General features: G+C 49.3%; 13 protein-coding genes. 5 read left to right on the plus strand and 8 right to left on the minus strand.

All coding sequences use genetic code 11. The features are described 5' to 3' along the window. Positions 1-27 precede the first annotated feature (27 nt). Positions 28-1,566: a YifB family Mg chelatase-like AAA ATPase gene (locus JHJ32_RS11065; protein WP_079717229.1), complete on the plus strand. Its 1,539-nt coding sequence runs from the start codon at positions 28-30 to the stop codon at positions 1,564-1,566. Between the two features lie 22 nt (positions 1,567-1,588). On the opposite strand, the gene JHJ32_RS11070 is transcribed toward JHJ32_RS11065, so the two are convergent. The 7 genes from JHJ32_RS11070 to rsfS form a co-directional block, all read right to left on the minus strand. Then, positions 1,589-3,970 (minus strand): prolyl oligopeptidase family serine peptidase, encoded by a 2,382-nt coding sequence (locus JHJ32_RS11070; protein ID WP_233632605.1) that lies wholly within the window; start codon positions 3,968-3,970, stop codon positions 1,589-1,591. Positions 3,971-4,099: 129 nt separating this feature from the next. Continuing rightward, complete coding sequence (locus JHJ32_RS11075) at positions 4,100-5,767, minus strand: sodium/sugar symporter (RefSeq protein WP_079717227.1); 1,668 nt, start codon at positions 5,765-5,767, stop codon at positions 4,100-4,102. Positions 5,768-5,924: 157 nt separating this feature from the next. Beyond that, positions 5,925-6,554: a rhomboid family intramembrane serine protease gene (locus JHJ32_RS11080; RefSeq protein ID WP_079717226.1), complete on the minus strand. Its 630-nt coding sequence runs from the start codon at positions 6,552-6,554 to the stop codon at positions 5,925-5,927. Between the two features lie 43 nt (positions 6,555-6,597). Then, complete coding sequence (locus tag JHJ32_RS11085; RefSeq protein WP_079717225.1) at positions 6,598-7,668, minus strand: PA0069 family radical SAM protein; 1,071 nt, start codon at positions 7,666-7,668, stop codon at positions 6,598-6,600. A gap of 80 nt (positions 7,669-7,748) precedes the next feature. Further along, complete coding sequence (locus JHJ32_RS11090; protein WP_317043114.1) at positions 7,749-8,405, minus strand: LUD domain-containing protein; 657 nt, start codon at positions 8,403-8,405, stop codon at positions 7,749-7,751. Positions 8,406-8,445: 40 nt separating this feature from the next. Further along, positions 8,446-10,527: an ATP-dependent zinc metalloprotease FtsH gene (gene ftsH, locus JHJ32_RS11095; protein WP_079717224.1), complete on the minus strand. Its 2,082-nt coding sequence runs from the start codon at positions 10,525-10,527 to the stop codon at positions 8,446-8,448. A 55-nt stretch (positions 10,528-10,582) separates the two neighbouring features. Continuing rightward, positions 10,583-10,957, minus strand: coding sequence for a ribosome silencing factor (rsfS, locus tag JHJ32_RS11100; RefSeq protein WP_079717223.1), 375 nt, complete (start codon positions 10,955-10,957; stop codon positions 10,583-10,585). Between the two features lie 48 nt (positions 10,958-11,005). Here rsfS and JHJ32_RS11105 point away from each other — a divergent pair, with 48 nt between their 5' ends. The 4 genes from JHJ32_RS11105 to pfkA all read left to right on the plus strand — a co-directional run bounded on the left by JHJ32_RS11105 (position 11,006) and on the right by pfkA (position 15,110). After that, on the plus strand, positions 11,006-11,776 hold the full coding sequence (locus JHJ32_RS11105; protein WP_200121008.1) for a biotin--[acetyl-CoA-carboxylase] ligase: 771 nt from the start codon (positions 11,006-11,008) through the stop codon (positions 11,774-11,776). Positions 11,777-11,887: 111 nt separating this feature from the next. Continuing rightward, the gene (locus tag JHJ32_RS11110) at positions 11,888-12,337 is read left to right on the plus strand and encodes a protein-disulfide reductase DsbD domain-containing protein (RefSeq protein WP_200121009.1); all 450 of its coding nucleotides are present in this window, start codon (positions 11,888-11,890) and stop codon (positions 12,335-12,337) included. Positions 12,338-12,420: 83 nt separating this feature from the next. After that, entirely contained in the window at positions 12,421-14,100 is a 1,680-nt protein-coding gene (locus tag JHJ32_RS11115) for a protein-disulfide reductase DsbD (RefSeq protein ID WP_200121010.1), read from the plus strand. A gap of 29 nt (positions 14,101-14,129) precedes the next feature. Next, on the plus strand, positions 14,130-15,110 hold the full coding sequence (gene pfkA, locus JHJ32_RS11120) for a 6-phosphofructokinase (RefSeq protein ID WP_079717219.1): 981 nt from the start codon (positions 14,130-14,132) through the stop codon (positions 15,108-15,110). Positions 15,111-15,205: 95 nt separating this feature from the next. On the opposite strand, the gene JHJ32_RS11125 is transcribed toward pfkA, so the two are convergent. Then, on the minus strand, positions 15,206-17,626 hold the full coding sequence (locus JHJ32_RS11125) for a hypothetical protein (protein ID WP_200121011.1): 2,421 nt from the start codon (positions 17,624-17,626) through the stop codon (positions 15,206-15,208). Positions 17,627-17,648 lie beyond the last annotated feature (22 nt).

The following is a 17,648-nucleotide window of genomic DNA, read 5'->3' on the forward strand; positions in this document are numbered from 1 at the left end:
GTTATTTTAGCGGAAATACAACTGCCTATGCTTATCAAAACCTACGGAAGTGCCATAAACGGCATTGAAGCGACCACCATAACCATCGAAGTCAACATCTCGGGAGGGACTAAGTACTACATCGTAGGCTTGCCCGATAACGCGGTAAAAGAAAGTCTACGCCGCATTGAAAGTGCCTTATCGACTTCGGGGTTCCGCATGCCCCGGCAGAAGATTGTGGTCAATCTCGCTCCAGCCAACATCCGCAAGGAAGGTTCTTCATATGACCTTGCCATAGCCATTGCCATACTGGCCTCATCCAAACAAATTGAAGCCCCCCTGTTGCAGGAGTTTCTCATCCTGGGCGAGCTGTCACTGGACGGCGGCATACAACCCGTTAAGGGCGCGCTCGCTATTGCTATGCAGGCGGCCCACGACGGTTTCAAGGGTATGATATTGCCCCTCGCCAATGCCCGGGAAGCCGCCGTCGTGTCCGGATTACAAGTATATGGTATCCGGCATCTGAAAGAAGTTGTTGATTTTGTAAGCAACAGGCAATCGTTGGATAGGACACAGGTTGATACGCATGCCGACTTCTTTAGGCGTGGGGATAGCTACGAAGTGGATTTTGCCGATGTACAGGGACAAGAAAACATCAAGCGCGCACTCGAAATAGCTGCCGCAGGCGGACATAATGTGCTCCTTATCGGACCGCCGGGGTCGGGCAAGACCATGCTCGCCAAACGCTTGCCCACCATACTGCCGCCATTGAGTCTCGATGAGTCGCTGGAAACAACCAAAATACACTCCGTTGCTGGCAAACTTGGCGTAGCCGAATCATTGATGACCGTGCGACCTTTCCGCGCTCCACATCACACCATCAGCGATGTAGCACTGGTAGGAGGGGGGCACCAGCCTCAGCCGGGAGAAATCTCGCTGGCACATAATGGCGTACTCTTTTTGGATGAATTGCCCGAATTTAAACGCACCGTCCTGGAGGTAATGCGGCAACCCCTTGAATCGCGGAATATCACCATATCGCGGGCGCGATTTTCCGTAAACTATCCTGCAAGTTTCATCCTGGTTGCAGCGATGAACCCCTGCCCGTGTGGATTCTACAATCATCCTCAGAAAGAATGCCTTTGCAACCCCGGCACCGTACAAAAGTACCTCAGTAAAATATCCGGCCCCCTGCTGGACCGCATCGATCTGCATGTGGAAGTCACCCCGGTTGACTTCACCCAATTGGTCGCCAAAGATACTGTAGAGCGAAGTGCCTCCATCCGCACCCGCGTGGTCGCTTCGCGCGAGCTACAGGCCAAGCGCTTCGACTCAATTCCCGGCATCTATTGCAACGCGCAGATGAGCTCGCGGCTGGTACGCGAGACATGCCTCCTCCACTCAACAGGACAGGCGTTACTCAAAACCGCCATGGAAAGGCTCAACCTTTCCGCCCGCGCTTATGATCGAATCCTAAAAGTTGCCCGTACCATTGCCGATATGGACCGAAGCACGGATATCAAAACCGAACATCTGGCGGAAGCTATTCAATTCCGCAGCCTCGATCGCCGTGATTGGGCAGAATAACACAACGGCATCACCGGCAGCTTCAGTTGTTTAGTCGCTCTTCAAACAGTTTCAGGATACGCTTATATTCATCCGTCCAGCTACTGGGCTCCACAAAGCCATGATCCTCCACGGGATACACGGCCAATTCCCAGTTGTCTTTGCCAAGCTCAATAAGTCGTTGGCTCACGCGTACAATGTCTTGAAAATGAACATTCACATCGACCATGCCATGGCACATCAGGAGATGGCCTTTTAGTCCTTCAGCAAAATAAATGGGTGACGAGCGCTTGTAGGCAATCGGGTCGTCTGATGGCTCATTAAGAATATTGGCCGTATAACCGTGATTATAATGCGCCCAATCTGTCACCGAACGTAACGCCGCACCTGCTGCAAATACGTCCGGTTCATTGAACATGGCCATGAGGGTAATAAAGCCCCCATATGATCCGCCATAGATACCGATATTTTTGGGATTTACTCCATATTTTTCTACCAATAGCTTGACCCCATCCACCTGGTCAGTCAAATCTTTCCCGCCCATGTGGCGGTATATGCCGGTGCGGTGATCGCGCCCGTAACCTGCGCTTCCCGTATAGTCGATATCCAGTACGGTGTAGCCCTTATCAGCCAGCAGATTGTGAAACATATACTCACGCGAATATTGGCTCCACCAATAGTGCACATTTTGCAAGTATCCAGCACCATGCACAAACACCACCGCAGGACGGCTAGGTTTTGGGGTGGCCGGTTGGTATAGCCGGGCATACACATCGTCCCCAAATCTATTTTTGAAGACAATCACTTCCGGCTCGCGCCACGGGTAAGCCCTAAACTCTTCGGTAAGTGACGCTGTAATTTTTTCAGCCTTCGCCCCCGGCTTGTTTTCCTGCAGGTATAGCTCCCAAGGTTTGTTCGAATACGAATAACGGACAGCCAACCATTTCTCGTCGGGCGAAAGCACGGCTTCATTCCCGCCGTCCATTTCAGTGAGCTGCGTGGGTTCACCACCCTTTACTGACATGCGGTAAAAATGGGTAATGCCGGGATGCTTTTTATTGGCAGTAAAATAAAAATGCTGTCTATCGGCTGAAAGCTGAAGATCACTGACTTCCCACTTACCCTCCGTGAGCTGTCGTTTTTCTCCGGTGCGAACGTTTGCCGTATAGATATGCGAATAGCCGGAGGCTTCACTTTGAAAGTAGATAGACGACTCATCTATCCAGCCGATGTTGCCCGTACCCCACGAGCGCCCAATGCCAGGGCCTGCAATCCAGGCTTCGTCACGCTGGCGGTCGATCAAATGCAAGATGCCTTTTTCGGCATCAAGCCGCATAATCCAACGATCTTTATTGTCCGCAGAGGTCACCACGACACAGGCAGCCGTACCCTGTTCGTTCCAGCTCACCTGCCCGATCGACACCTGCCGATCGCTATTTTCCTCCAAAAGCTTTGCTTTCTTGTCTGGATAATCATCCCAAAAATCAGGTAAATCTTTGAGCCCGGGTATCGATTTTGTTTCGATCATATACACCGTATCGCGCTGCCGGTCATAAATGTAGGACCGTGATACAGGCAACGCATTACCTACTTTGGTCCGGCTGGCAATATCTTCTGTATAGCCTGACTCGGTCACATAGTTAGGCACTATCGTGTTGCGGTTGCCTTCTGCCCGCTTGGTAAGTTGGTAGGTGACATAACGCCCATCCGGACTCAACTGCTGCATGGACAACATATCCGATCCGATGTCCAATAACCTCAAAGGCCGCCGGCCGGCGTTGTCCCGCTGTACCCTGCGGATAGAATCTTGCCGTTTGCGTACCTTCAGCACATCAAACAACTCCAATTGGTCGGTTTGCAACCAGCTGTCCTGCTCATTAAGCGCTCCTGATCGTTCGGCCGGGCCGCGCCGGGACGTGTTGTCTGCCCTGCCAAAATGGGTTAGCTGCTCCCACTCACGGCCATCCAACGACAGGCTGAAAAGGTCATCTCCCTGTTGAAACACAATGTTCCGCCCGTCAGGCGTAAAACGCGGATTACTTTCACGCGCAACGGTCTTGGTTAGCTGCGACTCCTCACCCGACTTCAGTTCGCGAAGATAAATATCGCCTGACCGCTCAAAAACAATACGGCTCCTGGACTTATCATAGCTATATTGCCGGATGACATTCTGCGCCTCCGGTTCACCGATCCGCCGCGGATCACGATCCGAAGGGGTCACGTAATACAAAGGCGTAGTCTCTGCTGCCTCAGGATTCCACGAAAAATAAAGCTTATTGCTGCCTGCTTCCCAAAAAGCCCCGCTGGGAGCGATGCCCATCCATTTGGGATCCCGCATGATTTTCTCGACCGTGAGTACGGATTGTTGAGCGTAAACCGATAAACTGGCGCCGATAAAGGCGATGGAAAGTAATTTTTTAAGCATTGGCGGATATGTTTAAGTATACCGGTAGCTAATGTACTCACTTTTCCATAGGAGAATATGTAACAATTTGTTTGGAAAGCGGCATACGCCAATCAGGGGACGCCCTGATTGGCGATGACAAGCATGCTGCTACCAGAATATCGTATAGATGGCCAACAACAATCCAACAATCAGGATAGTGCCGACCAGAAACGGAGGATGTACTTTGAACATGCTGCGATCGACCTCCAACCCGTTAGGAACGACACCCCGCTTATTTTCAACCGTACTGATGATAAACATTCCGACAATGCAGAATACAAAAACTATTCCCATGCGATCAAGGAAAGGGATCTCGTAAATGCCAGCGACATTTGGCACGGCAAAACCTATTGAATACAAAGAAGACAAATCGACCCATTCAGGCAAAAATTTCAAAACAACGGACAGCGCAAACCCACCTATCGTAGCAAACAAGGCCGCATTTGACGTGGCTTTCTTCCAAAAGAACCCAAGGATAAACATGGCAAAGATACCTGGCGATACAAAGCCCGTATATTCCTGAATATATTGAAATCCACCCTTCTCAATACCCAAGTGCGGAGCAATGATTACTGCCAGAATCATGGTCACGACAATGGTGATCTTACCCGTGTTTACCAACGTACGTTCGCTGGCTTCCTTATTGAATATTTTCTTGTAAATATCCAACGAAAAGATAGTGGCAATACTGTTTGACTTGCCAGCAAGCGAAGCCACTACAGCTGCCGTCAACGCCGCAAACGCCAACCCTTTCAATCCCACGGGCAGCAGATTCAGCAGCACCGGATAGGCCTTGTCGGGTCGCACAGCACCGGCCTCCAGCATCTCCTCCTGAAAAATCCCCTCACGATAAAGCACCCATGCTGCAATACCCGGCAACACAACGATGATAGGCATCAGCATTTTCAGAAATGCTGCAAAAAGGATACCATTGCGGGCAGTCGTCAGATCCGCACCCAATGCCCGTTGTGTGATGTACTGATTGCACCCCCAATAGTTCAGATTCACAATCCACATACCGCCAATGAGTACCGATAAGCCGGGTAAGCTGATGTAGTGTTCCTGTGTCTTGTCGAAAATCATATCAAAGTGCGTAGGTGCCTTCTCGTGCAGCAATCCCAACCCATTGAGCACACCGGTCGTACCAAAGTGTTCGGACACCATATTCAGCGCAAGATACGTGGTCGCCAAGCCGCCCAGAATAAGCACCAGCACCTGAATGACATCGGTATAACCGATCACCTTCATGCCGCCCAGCGTAATGAATATTGCAAAAATGGCAATACCATACATACATACCGTAAAATTGATGCTGGAAATGGCGGACACCGCCAATGCACCCAGATAAAGGATGGACGTCAGATTGACCACCACATACAGCAATAACCAAAATACGGCCATAATCGTGCTCACCGTTCCGTTGTACCGCTGGTTGAGAAACTGCGGCATGGTGTAAATCTTATTCTTCAGATAAACGGGAATGAAGAATACGGCGACAATAATTAAAGTAGCTGCCGCTAACCATTCGTAGGCAGCAATGGCCAAGCCCAGCTTAAACCCATCGCCGCTCATACCAATAAACTGTTCTGCCGAAATGTTGGACGCTATCAAGGAAGCGCCGATCGCCCACCAGGTCAATGACCCCTCAGCCAAAAAATAGTCCTTTGTATTCAGTTCTTTGGATTTCTTGCGGTAATAAATCCAAAGGCCATAGCCTGAAATAAGGATAAAATAACATAAAAATACAATATAATCTGACGTCGCTAAGGTTTTCATTGTGCCTTATTTAAATCAAGGTTAAGCTTATAAAGTGAGCTAATGTAAATATTAATCGTAAAATATCAATACCAAGGGATGACATTTACGTGTTAAATTTCATTATGCGCTCCTATCCAACTGGCATTGAATAAATTAAATTAGTGTTGTCACCACACTAAGCGCCGGTAAACTGTTTGATAAAATGCTGGATTACTCCCGGATAAAAAAGGATAGTGAGAATGATGCCAAAGACGGCGCCGTAAAAATGAGCATCATGGTTGATGCTATCCCGTGCGTTTCGTGAAGCCCACACGCAGTAGCCCAGGAAAAGTATGCCGAATATCCAGGCAGGCATCGGAATAAAAAAGAAAACACCCAGCATCATCTTCGGGTCGAAAAGGATGAAGCTGAATAGGATCGCGCAAATGGCTCCAGAAGCCCCCAGGCTGTAATACACCGGGTTATTGCGCTCCTTGACGACCGTTCCGACGTCACTAAGCACCAGTCCCAATATATAAATCACTGCAAACTGCACATGCCCCCAAGTGCTCAGGCTAGCCAGCAGCATCTCTAAGGGAAATCCAAAAAAATAAAACGTAAGCATATTGAACAGCAGGTGCCCCCAATCCCGATGGATAAGGCCACTGGTCAGCAAGGTATAAAGCTTCCTTCCCTTGCTTATGCTATAAGGGTGAAGCATGAATCTCCCAAAGAGCTGGTGGTTCGAAAACGTATAAATGCTTGTGACAATGGTAAAGGCAAAAATGATACTTGCCACAGGTGTATTAATCAAGTAGTCTCTCATGCCATGATGTTCATGTGTCGAAAGTAAGAAAAATTATCCGCCATTAAAATAAATCCAATTGTTTTCCTCCTTTGGGAGCGAATAAATCCAACCTCAGATCCGGCATCGTCGCCCCGGCCAGATACCGTTTTACACTTATTTTGAACAATTGCCTGATGCTCTCCGCCAATTCGCCTTCGCCCCGCATGCGCACGCTCCAGCGGCTGTCGTTTAGTTTTCCCCCGTGGCACGCAGCGATGCTATGCAGCACCTTCTCAGCCCTGTCTGGATATGCTTTGTACACCCAATCGGTAAACAATTCACCAATAGCTCCATTTAGCCTCACGATGGTATACCCGGCACCGCTGGCACCATGATCGGCCGCTGCTTTGATGACCTCCGGCATCTCATCGCTGTTCAGCCCGGGTACGATAGGTGCACACATCACCATCACCGGGATGTTCGCGTCGCTGAGCTTACGGATAACCTGCAGCCGCCCTTTAGCCGTAACGGTACGCGGCTCCATTTTCTGCCGGAGATCTTCATTCAACGAATTGATGGACAAGGCGACGTGCACCAGCTGGAGTTCCGCCAGTTGGGACAGGATATCGATATCCCGGAGGATGAGATTATTTTTGCTGATGATGGATACCGGATGGCGATACGATAGCATGATTTGCAAAAGTGCTCGGGTAATCTTCAATTTACGCTCAATGGGCTGGTAACAGTCCGTATTACCCGAAAGCATAATTGGTTGGGGCTTATACCCCTTAGCATTAAACTGCCGTTCCAACAATTCGGCAGCGTTTCGTTTGACAATAATCTTACGTTCAAAATCCAGGCCTGCACTATATCCCCAGTACTCATGCGCATTCCGTGCATAGCAATAGATACACCCGTGTTCGCATCCTTGATACGGATTCAACGAATAACCCAACGATAAATCCGGGCTGTCATTCACACTGATGATCTTCTTCGCATGCTCATCAATCAGCTGGGTAGACGTGTTTTCCAAAAATTCCTCATCCAGCCCCTCCACATGTTCGGCCACATATCGTTGTGCGGCAAACTTATTATATGTATTGACCTGCGCCCCACGACCTTTGAAATATTCGGGGTTTTGTATCGTATCCATACATGCAAATATACTAATTTATTTAGTAAACAACACGCAAGAAAAGATAACAATTTGATCAAGGCAGTTAAGAGGTAACCCTACATCGGTCTATCTTCCAACAAAAAGACATACACCTCTTTAGGTCCATGCGCCCCAAGAACAAGAGTCTTCTCGATATCCGCTGTGCGGCTCGGTCCGGTGATGACATTGATTAGGGACGGAAGGCCTTCGGCATACCGGCGTTGCATGAGCGACAACCCGTCTTTAATATCCATCACCAACTGTGAGGCGAAGGCCATCACTACATGCACATGCGGATAGATAGCCAGCCGGCGCCCGGAAGCGTTCCCATTACTTACCAGGATGCTGCCCGACCGCGCGATGAGCGCTTCGCACGTGGTGATGCCTGCTTCTATTTGGTCAAGGTCCCTTTCGGTACGGTAAAACGGAAAACCATATTTATCCAGCAGCTGCTGCACAGCGGGCTCCCAAGCGTACATTCTTCGGAGCTTTTCGCGTTCAGCCAAGGAAATTAGGTTTTCGATAAAACTTATCTCATCTTCACAATAGACGAATTTGCCTGCCACATCGGTAAACCGCTGGGCGAAAAGTACATCAATCGGCTCAGACTCTTTAGGGTGCAACTCAGCCTCTTCAAAATTGGGATAGGGGGCTTCCCGCTTTTGAAGCAGCGCATGCCGGATCTTTTTCAGCATGCGCTCCTTGGCCGTCGTGGTCTTTGTGTTTTTTTGCAAAGCAAGCTCTCAATCTATTACTCACCCGTAGACTGTCCACTTAGTCTTCCGAGCCTTTGGTTTCTTCCTCGGCAGATCGCTTTTCGAACGTTCCCGAATTATCCCCTACGCCATCATGCACCAAACTTTTGGCAGCTTTGCTTTGATCGCCTTCCCCGCGTTCGCCATTGACAAACTCGTCATAGGTTGTCCGGTGATCAAAGGGGCGCTTGCCCAATATTTGCTCCAAATCAGCTTGAAAAAGGATTTCCTTCTCAAGGAGCTTTTCGGCCAACGCAATCAGTCCGTCCTGCTTGTCAAGCAGCAGTTTCTTGGTCTTGTCATAGATTTCCGCTATCAACTTGCGTACTTCCTCGTCGATCAGTTCGGCCGTTTTTTCGGAATATGGCCGCTGAAACTGGTTTTCCTGACTATCATTGAACGAGACGTTGCCTACACGCGGATTCATCCCATACACGGCAACCATGGCGTAGGCCAATTTGGTAATGCGTTCCAAATCATTCTGTGCTCCGGTCGAAATTTTGCCGAATGTAATGTCTTCAGCCACGCGGCCGCCCATGGTCATGCACAAGCCGTCGATCAGTTGCTCAGTCGTATACAAAAATTGCTCCTTCGGCAGGTATTGCGCATAACCCAGCGCCGCAACGCCCCGGGGTACGATCGAAACCTTCACCAAGGGGTCGGCGTGTTCGAGAAACCAGCCTACAATGGCATGTCCTGCCTCATGGAAAGCAACGATACGTTTTTCTTCCGGTGAGATGATTTTATTTTTCTTTTCCAAGCCACCGATTACACGGTCTATTGCGTCTTGAAAATCCTGCATATCAATCGAAGCCTTATTACGCCTGGCCGCAATAAGCGCCGCTTCATTACACACGTTTGCTATTTCGGCTCCCGCGAAGCCGGGGGTCTGGGCAGATAACTTCTTAGCATCCACTTCTGCGGCCAATTTCAATGGCTTCAGGTGCACCTTGAAAATTTGCTCGCGCCCTACCAAATCGGGTTTGTCAATCGATATCTGGCGGTCAAACCGTCCGGGACGCAGCAATGCGGAATCCAGGACATCAGGCCTATTGGTTGCGGCCATGATAATGATACCGGAGTCTGTCCCAAAGCCATCCATTTCCACGAGCAGCTGGTTCAGTGTATTCTCCCGTTCGTCATTGCCGCCCATCACACTGTTCTTCCCACGCGCACGCCCAATCGCATCAATCTCGTCTATGAAGATAATACATGGCGCTTTGTCTTTCGCCTGACGGAAGAGATCCCGCACGCGCGACGCACCGACACCGACAAACATTTCCACGAAATCAGAACCTGAAAGCGAGAAAAATGGCACCTGTGCTTCCCCCGCCACAGCTTTTGCCAGTAGCGTTTTACCCGTACCGGGAGAACCTACCAATAGGGCTCCTTTAGGAATCTTACCGCCTAAGTTGGTGTATTTCTTCGGATTTTTCAGAAAATCCACAATTTCCATCACTTCCTGCTTGGCCTCTTCAAGACCTGCTACATCACTGAACGTGATGGCCACCTGGGATTCTTTGTCGAAAAGCGTAGCTTTAGATTTTCCGATGTTGAAAATCTGGCCGCCGGGGCCAGCACCGCCGCCCCCCATACGCCGCATGATAAATATCCAAAATACGATAATCAGCAGTAGGGGCAACATGATGGAAAATATCCACCCCGTCCATGCGTTTGTCCGATCTTCCAACCGAAGGGATACCCGTTCGCTTGGCTCCATCGCTTCCTGAGCAGCATTCAACTTACGTTCCAACGCGTCATAGGAGCCGTCCGTAAAGAAATACTGCGGCCCCGTTGAGGGAGTAAGCGTAAGGCTGTTTGCACTTGGTCTTACATCCCGATATTTGGGGTCCGAAAGGCGGTCTTTTTTGATAAACACCTCCACGAAAAACAAATCATTCCGCTTGTAGGCTACCAGACGCTCCACATCCCCTTCCTTCAGCATCGTTTCTTCAAACTGCTGATAAGTTATCTGTTTTGCTTTATCGTCGGTAAATATATACTGCAACGCAAAAAAGCCGAAAATCATCGCCACCCACAACCACATAATATTGAAACGCGGCGGCTTAGGCGTCACTTTCTTGCTAGGTACTCGCTTCATTCTATCAGGTCCGTTAGGCATACCTTTCTTCCTCTTTTGTTTCGTTTCTTTTGAATTACGCACTTTGATAATATTCTAATTCGGCATCGCCCCAGAGGTCTTCAATGCCATAATATTTACGTTTGTCTGTCTTAAATATATGTACCACTACGTCGACAAAGTCCAGTAATATCCACTCACCGTGTTCCAAACCTTCTTTCCGCCAGGGCTCCTGATTCAAGGCTTTAAACACCTCTTCTTCTACACTTTTTGCCAATGCGTTGACTTGGGTAGATGAATCCGCGTGGCAAATTACGAAATAATCTGATACCGAACTATGGATGTTTCTTAAATCAAGCCGCACAATCTCATTCCCTTTCTTCTCCAGCATACCGTGGATAACAGCCTCCGATATGCGAGCTGACATGGCTGATTTTTTGTTTTTTATCATTAAAAATAATTATAGTTTTGGGCAATATTACCCCTTAATTTATTCGTATTGCAAAGTAACACATTTTCAGGATTATTAGAAGGACAAAATGTTATTACATTACAGCGGACTCCCTCCACAAACGAATTTCTAAAAAAAGAACTGTCAAAATCCACGCCACTTGCCGAGGGAACTGTAATAATGGCAGTGGATCAGTACGCTGGCAGGGGCCAGAAGGATGCTATTTGGCACAGCGAACCGGGAAAAAACCTGACGTTTAGCCTGTTGCTCACCCCCACTTTCTTGAATCCGAAGCATCAATTCCGCCTCACCGTTGCCATCAGTTTGGCTGTCGCGCAATGGCTGGAAGCCCTGCTTAAAACGCCGGTGAAAATCAAATGGCCCAACGACATTTACATCGGCGACAAAAAAATCGGCGGTATACTTATCGAAAACATCCTCGCCGGAAAGACTTGGAAATCAGCGATTGTCGGCATTGGCATCAATGTCAATCAAACCGTGTTCCCCGACCCGATCAGTAGGCAGGTCACGTCTATCAAACAAATTTTACACAACGATAGCAATATACCAAAATTATTAGCCGAACTTTGTAACCACATCGGACACGCGTATCAGGCGCTAAAAAAGGAAAGCTTCGACACCCTTCTGGCAACATACAGGAAGCGCCTCTATCGGTTTGGTGAAACACATCCTTTCCTCGTCGATGGCGTGAAAGTAACTGGCGCACTGGCAGGAGTCACAGAGGCCGGCCGGTTACAGATCGATTTTGAGGGACACGTAGTCGACTTTGATATTAAGGAGATTGCTTTTGTCATTTGAGTTAGAATGGTTAGCTTTGCATCGCAAATACCGAACGTAAACTGGCAGGGCATTAAACCTCCACATTGTTTGAAGGTCTTATCTTAAAACAATACATAATATAACGATATCATGAAAAAATTCTTGTTTGCAATAGCGGTTTCATTTATCTCAGTTACGAGTATTTCCGCACAAATCTTGGAACCTGTAAAATGGCAGTTCGGCGCTAAAAAACTGAACGAAAATGAGGCGGTTATTTTCATGAAAGCGGTCATGGACAACGGCTGGCACATTTACTCCCAAAACGTTGAAGAGGGAGGCCCCATAAAAACTTCGTTTTCGTTCGCCCCGTCATCGGACTACACATTGGTAGGCCAGCCGGCTGAGCCGAAGCCGAAAGTCAAACACGAGGACGTCTTCGACATGGATGTCGCTTATTTCGACAAAGAAGTGGTCTTCCAGCAAAAAATCAAGCTGAAGAAAGGAGCGACCACCGTCAAAGGAACAGTCGAATTCATGGCTTGTGATGCCACGCAATGCCTCCCTCCGGATGAGGTGGCCTTTACGGTGGCTGTAAAATAACCTGCATTAAAAGAATTCAGTAAAGGCAGTGTACTGCCTTTTTTTATTATTATGTTTGCAGCCCGTTTAACGTATACAGATTCATGAAACGAGTCTCTCTTGCTTTGCTTTTCCTGCTTGGCATTATCCACATCGCCACTTCGCGTTCAGTCGTTCAAGATACCTTGGTTGATTTCGACGATGTCGAGTTTACGGATGGACAGGATACTGCCGAAGCTACGTATATGGACGTTCCTGATGACGTCGTATTTACAGACGGTCAGGATACTTCCGAGGTAGTGGCTTCGGCCGGTCATGCCGATGCCTCCGATCAGAACCCGCAGACACTATGGGGTATATTCATTGCCGGTATCATTGGTGGATTTGCAGCTTTTCTTATGCCTTGTATTTATCCGATGGTTCCCCTCACGGTCTCATTCTTTACCAAACAAAGTGGCACAAGGGCGAGAGGCATAGGCAATGCCCTGTTGTACGGCCTTTTCATTATTGTCATTTACGTCGCATTGGGCATGCTCGTTACGCTTGTTTTCGGGGCCTCTGCGCTCAATGAAGCGGCAAGCAGTGCGTGGTTCAACCTGCTGTTTTTTGTCATCATCATTATTTTTGCCATTTCGTTTCTCGGCGCATTTGAAATTACATTGCCTTCTCGTTTTGTCAATAAGATGGATGAAAAATCCAATAAAGGCGGTTTGTTAGGGCTGTTTTTCATGGCATTTACCCTGGCATTGGTATCTTTTTCCTGCACCGGCCCCATTATCGGCTACCTATTGGTGGAGGCCGTATCAAAAGGAGCCCTGCTCGGACCGGCCATGGGAATGCTGGGGTTTTCAGTGGCACTGGCCATCCCATTCATGTTGTTTGCTTTCTTTCCGTCTCTCCTAAAGGAAATGCCCAAGTCAGGCGGTTGGCTAAATACCGTAAAAGTCTCCCTGGGATTTCTGGAGTTAGCGTTGGCATTTAAATTTTTATCTAATGTAGACCTCGCCTACCATTGGCGTATACTCGATAGAGAAGTGTTCTTATCCATCTGGATCGTCATCTTTGGACTATTCGGATTATACCTGTTGGGCAAGCTGAAATTCTCGCACGACAGTGATGTCCCCTTCCTTTCGATTCCCCGATTATTCTTTGCCATCGCCGTCCTTTCCTTTACCGTTTATATGATTCCGGGATTGTGGGGTGCGCCGCTCAAAGCACTGAGCGCATGGTTACCCCCGTCGCCCACGCAGGATTTCAACCTGCACCAAGCCCGTCTTGCGGGCGCTACGCCACAGGCGAGTGCAGGAATTGCAAAAAAATACGGAGACCTCTTTCATGCACCGCATGGCATAGACGCCTTCTACGATTATGAACAGGCGCTCGAGTATAGCAAGCAGGTCGGCAAACCCGTGTTGCTTGACTTTACCGGGTGGAGCTGTGTCAACTGCCGCAAAATGGAAGAGTCGGTGTGGCCGGACCCCCAAGTGCTAAAACTCCTAAAAGAAGAATATATCCTCGCTTCATTGTATGTGGATGACCGTACCAAACTGGAGCCCCATGAACAGTATGTTTCCGAATTCAGCGGTAAGCAGATTAACACCGTTGGCCGGAAATGGTCGGATCTCCAACAGTCCAGATTTGGTGTGAATGCACAACCTTATTATGTCATCGTAGACAGTGAGGGTAATCAACTGGTGCCTGCACAGGCCTATAACGAAGATGTTTCGAATTACCTTAATTTTTTGACCAGCGGATTGGAAGCATTCCGCGCCAACCGTCCCTAAAACGTAAAACAAAAACCTATTTAATATCAATGAGCACAAACATTAAAAACATCGCTGTATTCACATCCGGAGGAGATGCACCGGGCATGAATGCCGCTATACGCGCAGTGGTCCGTACAGGATTGTATTACAAACTCAATGTTTTCGGTATCGGGCGTGGTTATGACGGCATGGTACATGGCGATATTTTCTCCATGGACGCCAAATCCGTAGCCAATATTATCCAGCGGGGAGGAACCATCCTGAAAACCGCACGCAGCGACGAGTTTCGAACCGAGGAAGGCCGCCGCAGGGCGTTCGAAAATCTGCAAAAGCATGGTATCGATGGTCTGGTGGCCATCGGCGGTGACGGAACATTCACCGGCGCGGCCAAATTTATCGAAGAGTACAACATTCCTGTCATTGGGTTGCCCGGCACGATTGACAACGATCTGGCAGGGACGGATTTTACCATTGGCTATGATACTGCCATCAATACGGTCATTGAAGCGGTAGATAAAATCCGCGATACCGCTGAATCCCACGACAGGGTATTTGTCGTCGAAGTGATGGGTCGTGATTCCGGACTGATTGCCTTACGGTCGGGCATCAGCGTAGGGGCAGAGTGTGTGCTCATCCCGGAAATCAAGGTAGATTACGAAGCCATGATGGACAGGCTGGATCGGACGCGCAAAAATAAGGCCTCTCGGGTGATCATCGTGGCTGAAGGCGACGAAGCTGGTGGCGCTTTCGCCGTCGCAGAACGCATCAAGGAACGTTTTCCGCACTACGACCTGCGCGTCTCTATCCTCGGGCATATCCAGCGAGGCGGTAGCCCGTCATGCATGGATCGCGTGTTGGCCAGCCGTCTGGGAGTAGCCGCCGTAGAGGCCTTGATGGAAGGCCGGCGGGGCGAAATGGCAGGGTTGGTGCATGGCCAGATTGCGTTTACCCCCTTCAATAAAGCCATAAAACACATTGGCGCGATTAACGACAATTTACTCCGGATCGTCGACATCCTATCTTCGTAGCGGCTATGATATGCCCCCAGCAGTCATCAAACTCCTGGGGGCACGTTGTTTTTGAGATAGCCGATACGACCATATCCGCGTCACGTCCAAGCCATTCAGCGCTTCACGATCTTTTCCGGCTTACCCCGGGTGATGTACCGCACGACGACTTCCGGCGTGCTATCATCCTCCACATCGCAGGCAAACGCTATGCTACTGGATCCTTCAGCCAATATGGCCTTGCCATGTACTGCCGGCCGGCTCAATACGTTATAATTCTGGTCGGTCACGGTGGCGTTGCCCTCGTGATCAAGCAGAAGGTATTGGTTCGCTTCAATCGTGCCCTCGACCTTGATAACACCGCGCGTAGTGGTAAAAGAAGGATTAGAGATCGCTCCTTCACCCTCCACTTTCAGGCGTAGCGCATAGGTGCTTTCATAGGGCGTATACCACGACCAATCCGCCCCGCCGGGTTGCCCCGGCTGCATTTCGGCAAGATTGCAACGATAGCGTTCAGAGATATGCAGCGGATAGAGCAGAAAATTGTGGTCGTCAAGCTTCTGAAGGTGCCATTCCGTTTCAGGATCTTTAAGCCGTTCCATCTGCTCCGTCGAGAACGCCTGAGCGAAACGCAGTTCATCCCAATTTTTCATGGCGTCCAATAGCAGGTCGATTTGACCGTGACGCTTAAGTGTACGCATATTGATGCTCATGGCATAACCCGCATCGAAGCCGGCCGATTCAGACAGCGCCCACTCCAGATCCTCTAATGTCGTGGCCTCGAATTGGCGTTCGGCCAACCGTACCAAAAACCACCCCAGCATGCGTGGGAACAAGTTCCGCTTAAAAAAATCCTGGTTTTTGATGCGGTTTTCCACTTGCCCTTTGCGCATTTCCTCGCCCCAAGGCTCGCCCCAATTCATCCGCGTATGGATATGCCATAAATAATGATCCAACCGGCTAGCATCATTAACTAAATTCGCCTGATCTTCCAGCTTATTGTAATACGCCGTAATGAACCGGGCTGTTGCGTAATAGTCATGACCGGTATACATGCTGCCCTCCAAGCCATCAAATGAAATTTGCCTAAGCCCGGTACGGTTGAAAATCTCGGCCAGCCTGTGCGCGAATTCATCCTGAAGTTCCAAATCAGGAAACAGCGTTTTGTACGGGTAATCCCACAACTTGTATAGGGTGCTGGTCTTGGTATGAGCGGCTTTTTGGGTGCCGAATGCGCCCCGCGTACATCCGGTCAGTTTGATCCGGTCACCCGCTTGGGTTACTTTACCGAAGGTAATCAATTCGTCATCAATCTGCAATGCATTCAGTGAGAGCGGCATGTCAAATAAATCCGAATGCATGATCTCCAGTTCGGTCTGCGTTTCGTCCAGGTCATGTGTTAAGGTCAGTTCCCCCTGTTTCAACAGCTTCTTGCTTGGCACGGGTGTGACGTATGGGTCATTCGTCGTCAAAAAATTGGTGAGGGTATGCACCCCCACATGAATATCCCTGGCCTTGGCGCGATCTACAAGCGCCTTCACTCCGTGGTCTCCATCCTTGACAAATGCGGGCTTCCACCGGAAATGCCCCCAGGTTTCGAACGGGTCTGTATGGTATACATGCTTGAAACCGGCACGTTCGGCTTTATACAAGACAAAATCAAAATCTTCAGCTGAAAAATTGGAAATGAGGTAAGACCCCATTGAGGCACGCGATACTTTGTCCCACTCGCCCTCGATGAGCGGGTGAGGCAATCCCTGTTCGATCTCAACGTTGCCTATGCGGTCAAGGATTGATGTGCGCAAGTCTCCAAAGAGCGCAATCTTCGAACCCACAATGCGGCCATCGGCACCAACCACAGGCAGCGTGAGCGACCGGCTTACCTGTTGCACTTGCCGGTACTCCACATTTTGGCGGTCACGGCTTGACAGCTGGAACACCGTGCCATCGCCCGCGTCAACAGCTGCCAAATTGTAAAACGGTATGCTGGCCACGGAGAGTTCGGTATTTGCACCGGTATAAGCAAACTGCTCACTGTACTGATCAGCATATTCCTGCGGGATCCCACCATTGGTCTTGATGTGCAGGGATTGCATGGCGAACGCAATGTCGCCCTGCTGCACTACACCCACGATTTCGCCAACAACCTCGCATAACGAGACCTTAAGCGGACCAAAGACCACCAAACGGTAATCATCACTGATCCGGGTAACCTCATAGGTTATGGCTTGCGAGGCCTGTTCAACCAGCAGTTCGATTGTTTGTCCGTCTTCCATCGTCAGCACAAAACGGTTGCCACGCACATCCAATGCACGGGGCAATACGATCTGGTTGCCCTTCGCTGCCGAAAGGAGCGGGTAGGAGCCTGCCCCCAGAATTTCCTGCCCCGCAACCTTGATGGAACGGTAAAAGCCCTTTTCATCGATGCTGACCTGGGTTTGTGCGGTCTTTAAGTCCGTTGCCATCACGAGGTGGATGGCCATCGTCAGTATAACAGCCAAGGCCGCCTTTTTGATACCGAATCGTGTCATACGCATATCGCCTGTTTTTCGTTTTATT

Source organism: Parapedobacter sp. ISTM3 (genome assembly GCF_016533505.1).
GTDB lineage: Bacteria > Bacteroidota > Bacteroidia > Sphingobacteriales > Sphingobacteriaceae > Parapedobacter > Parapedobacter luteus.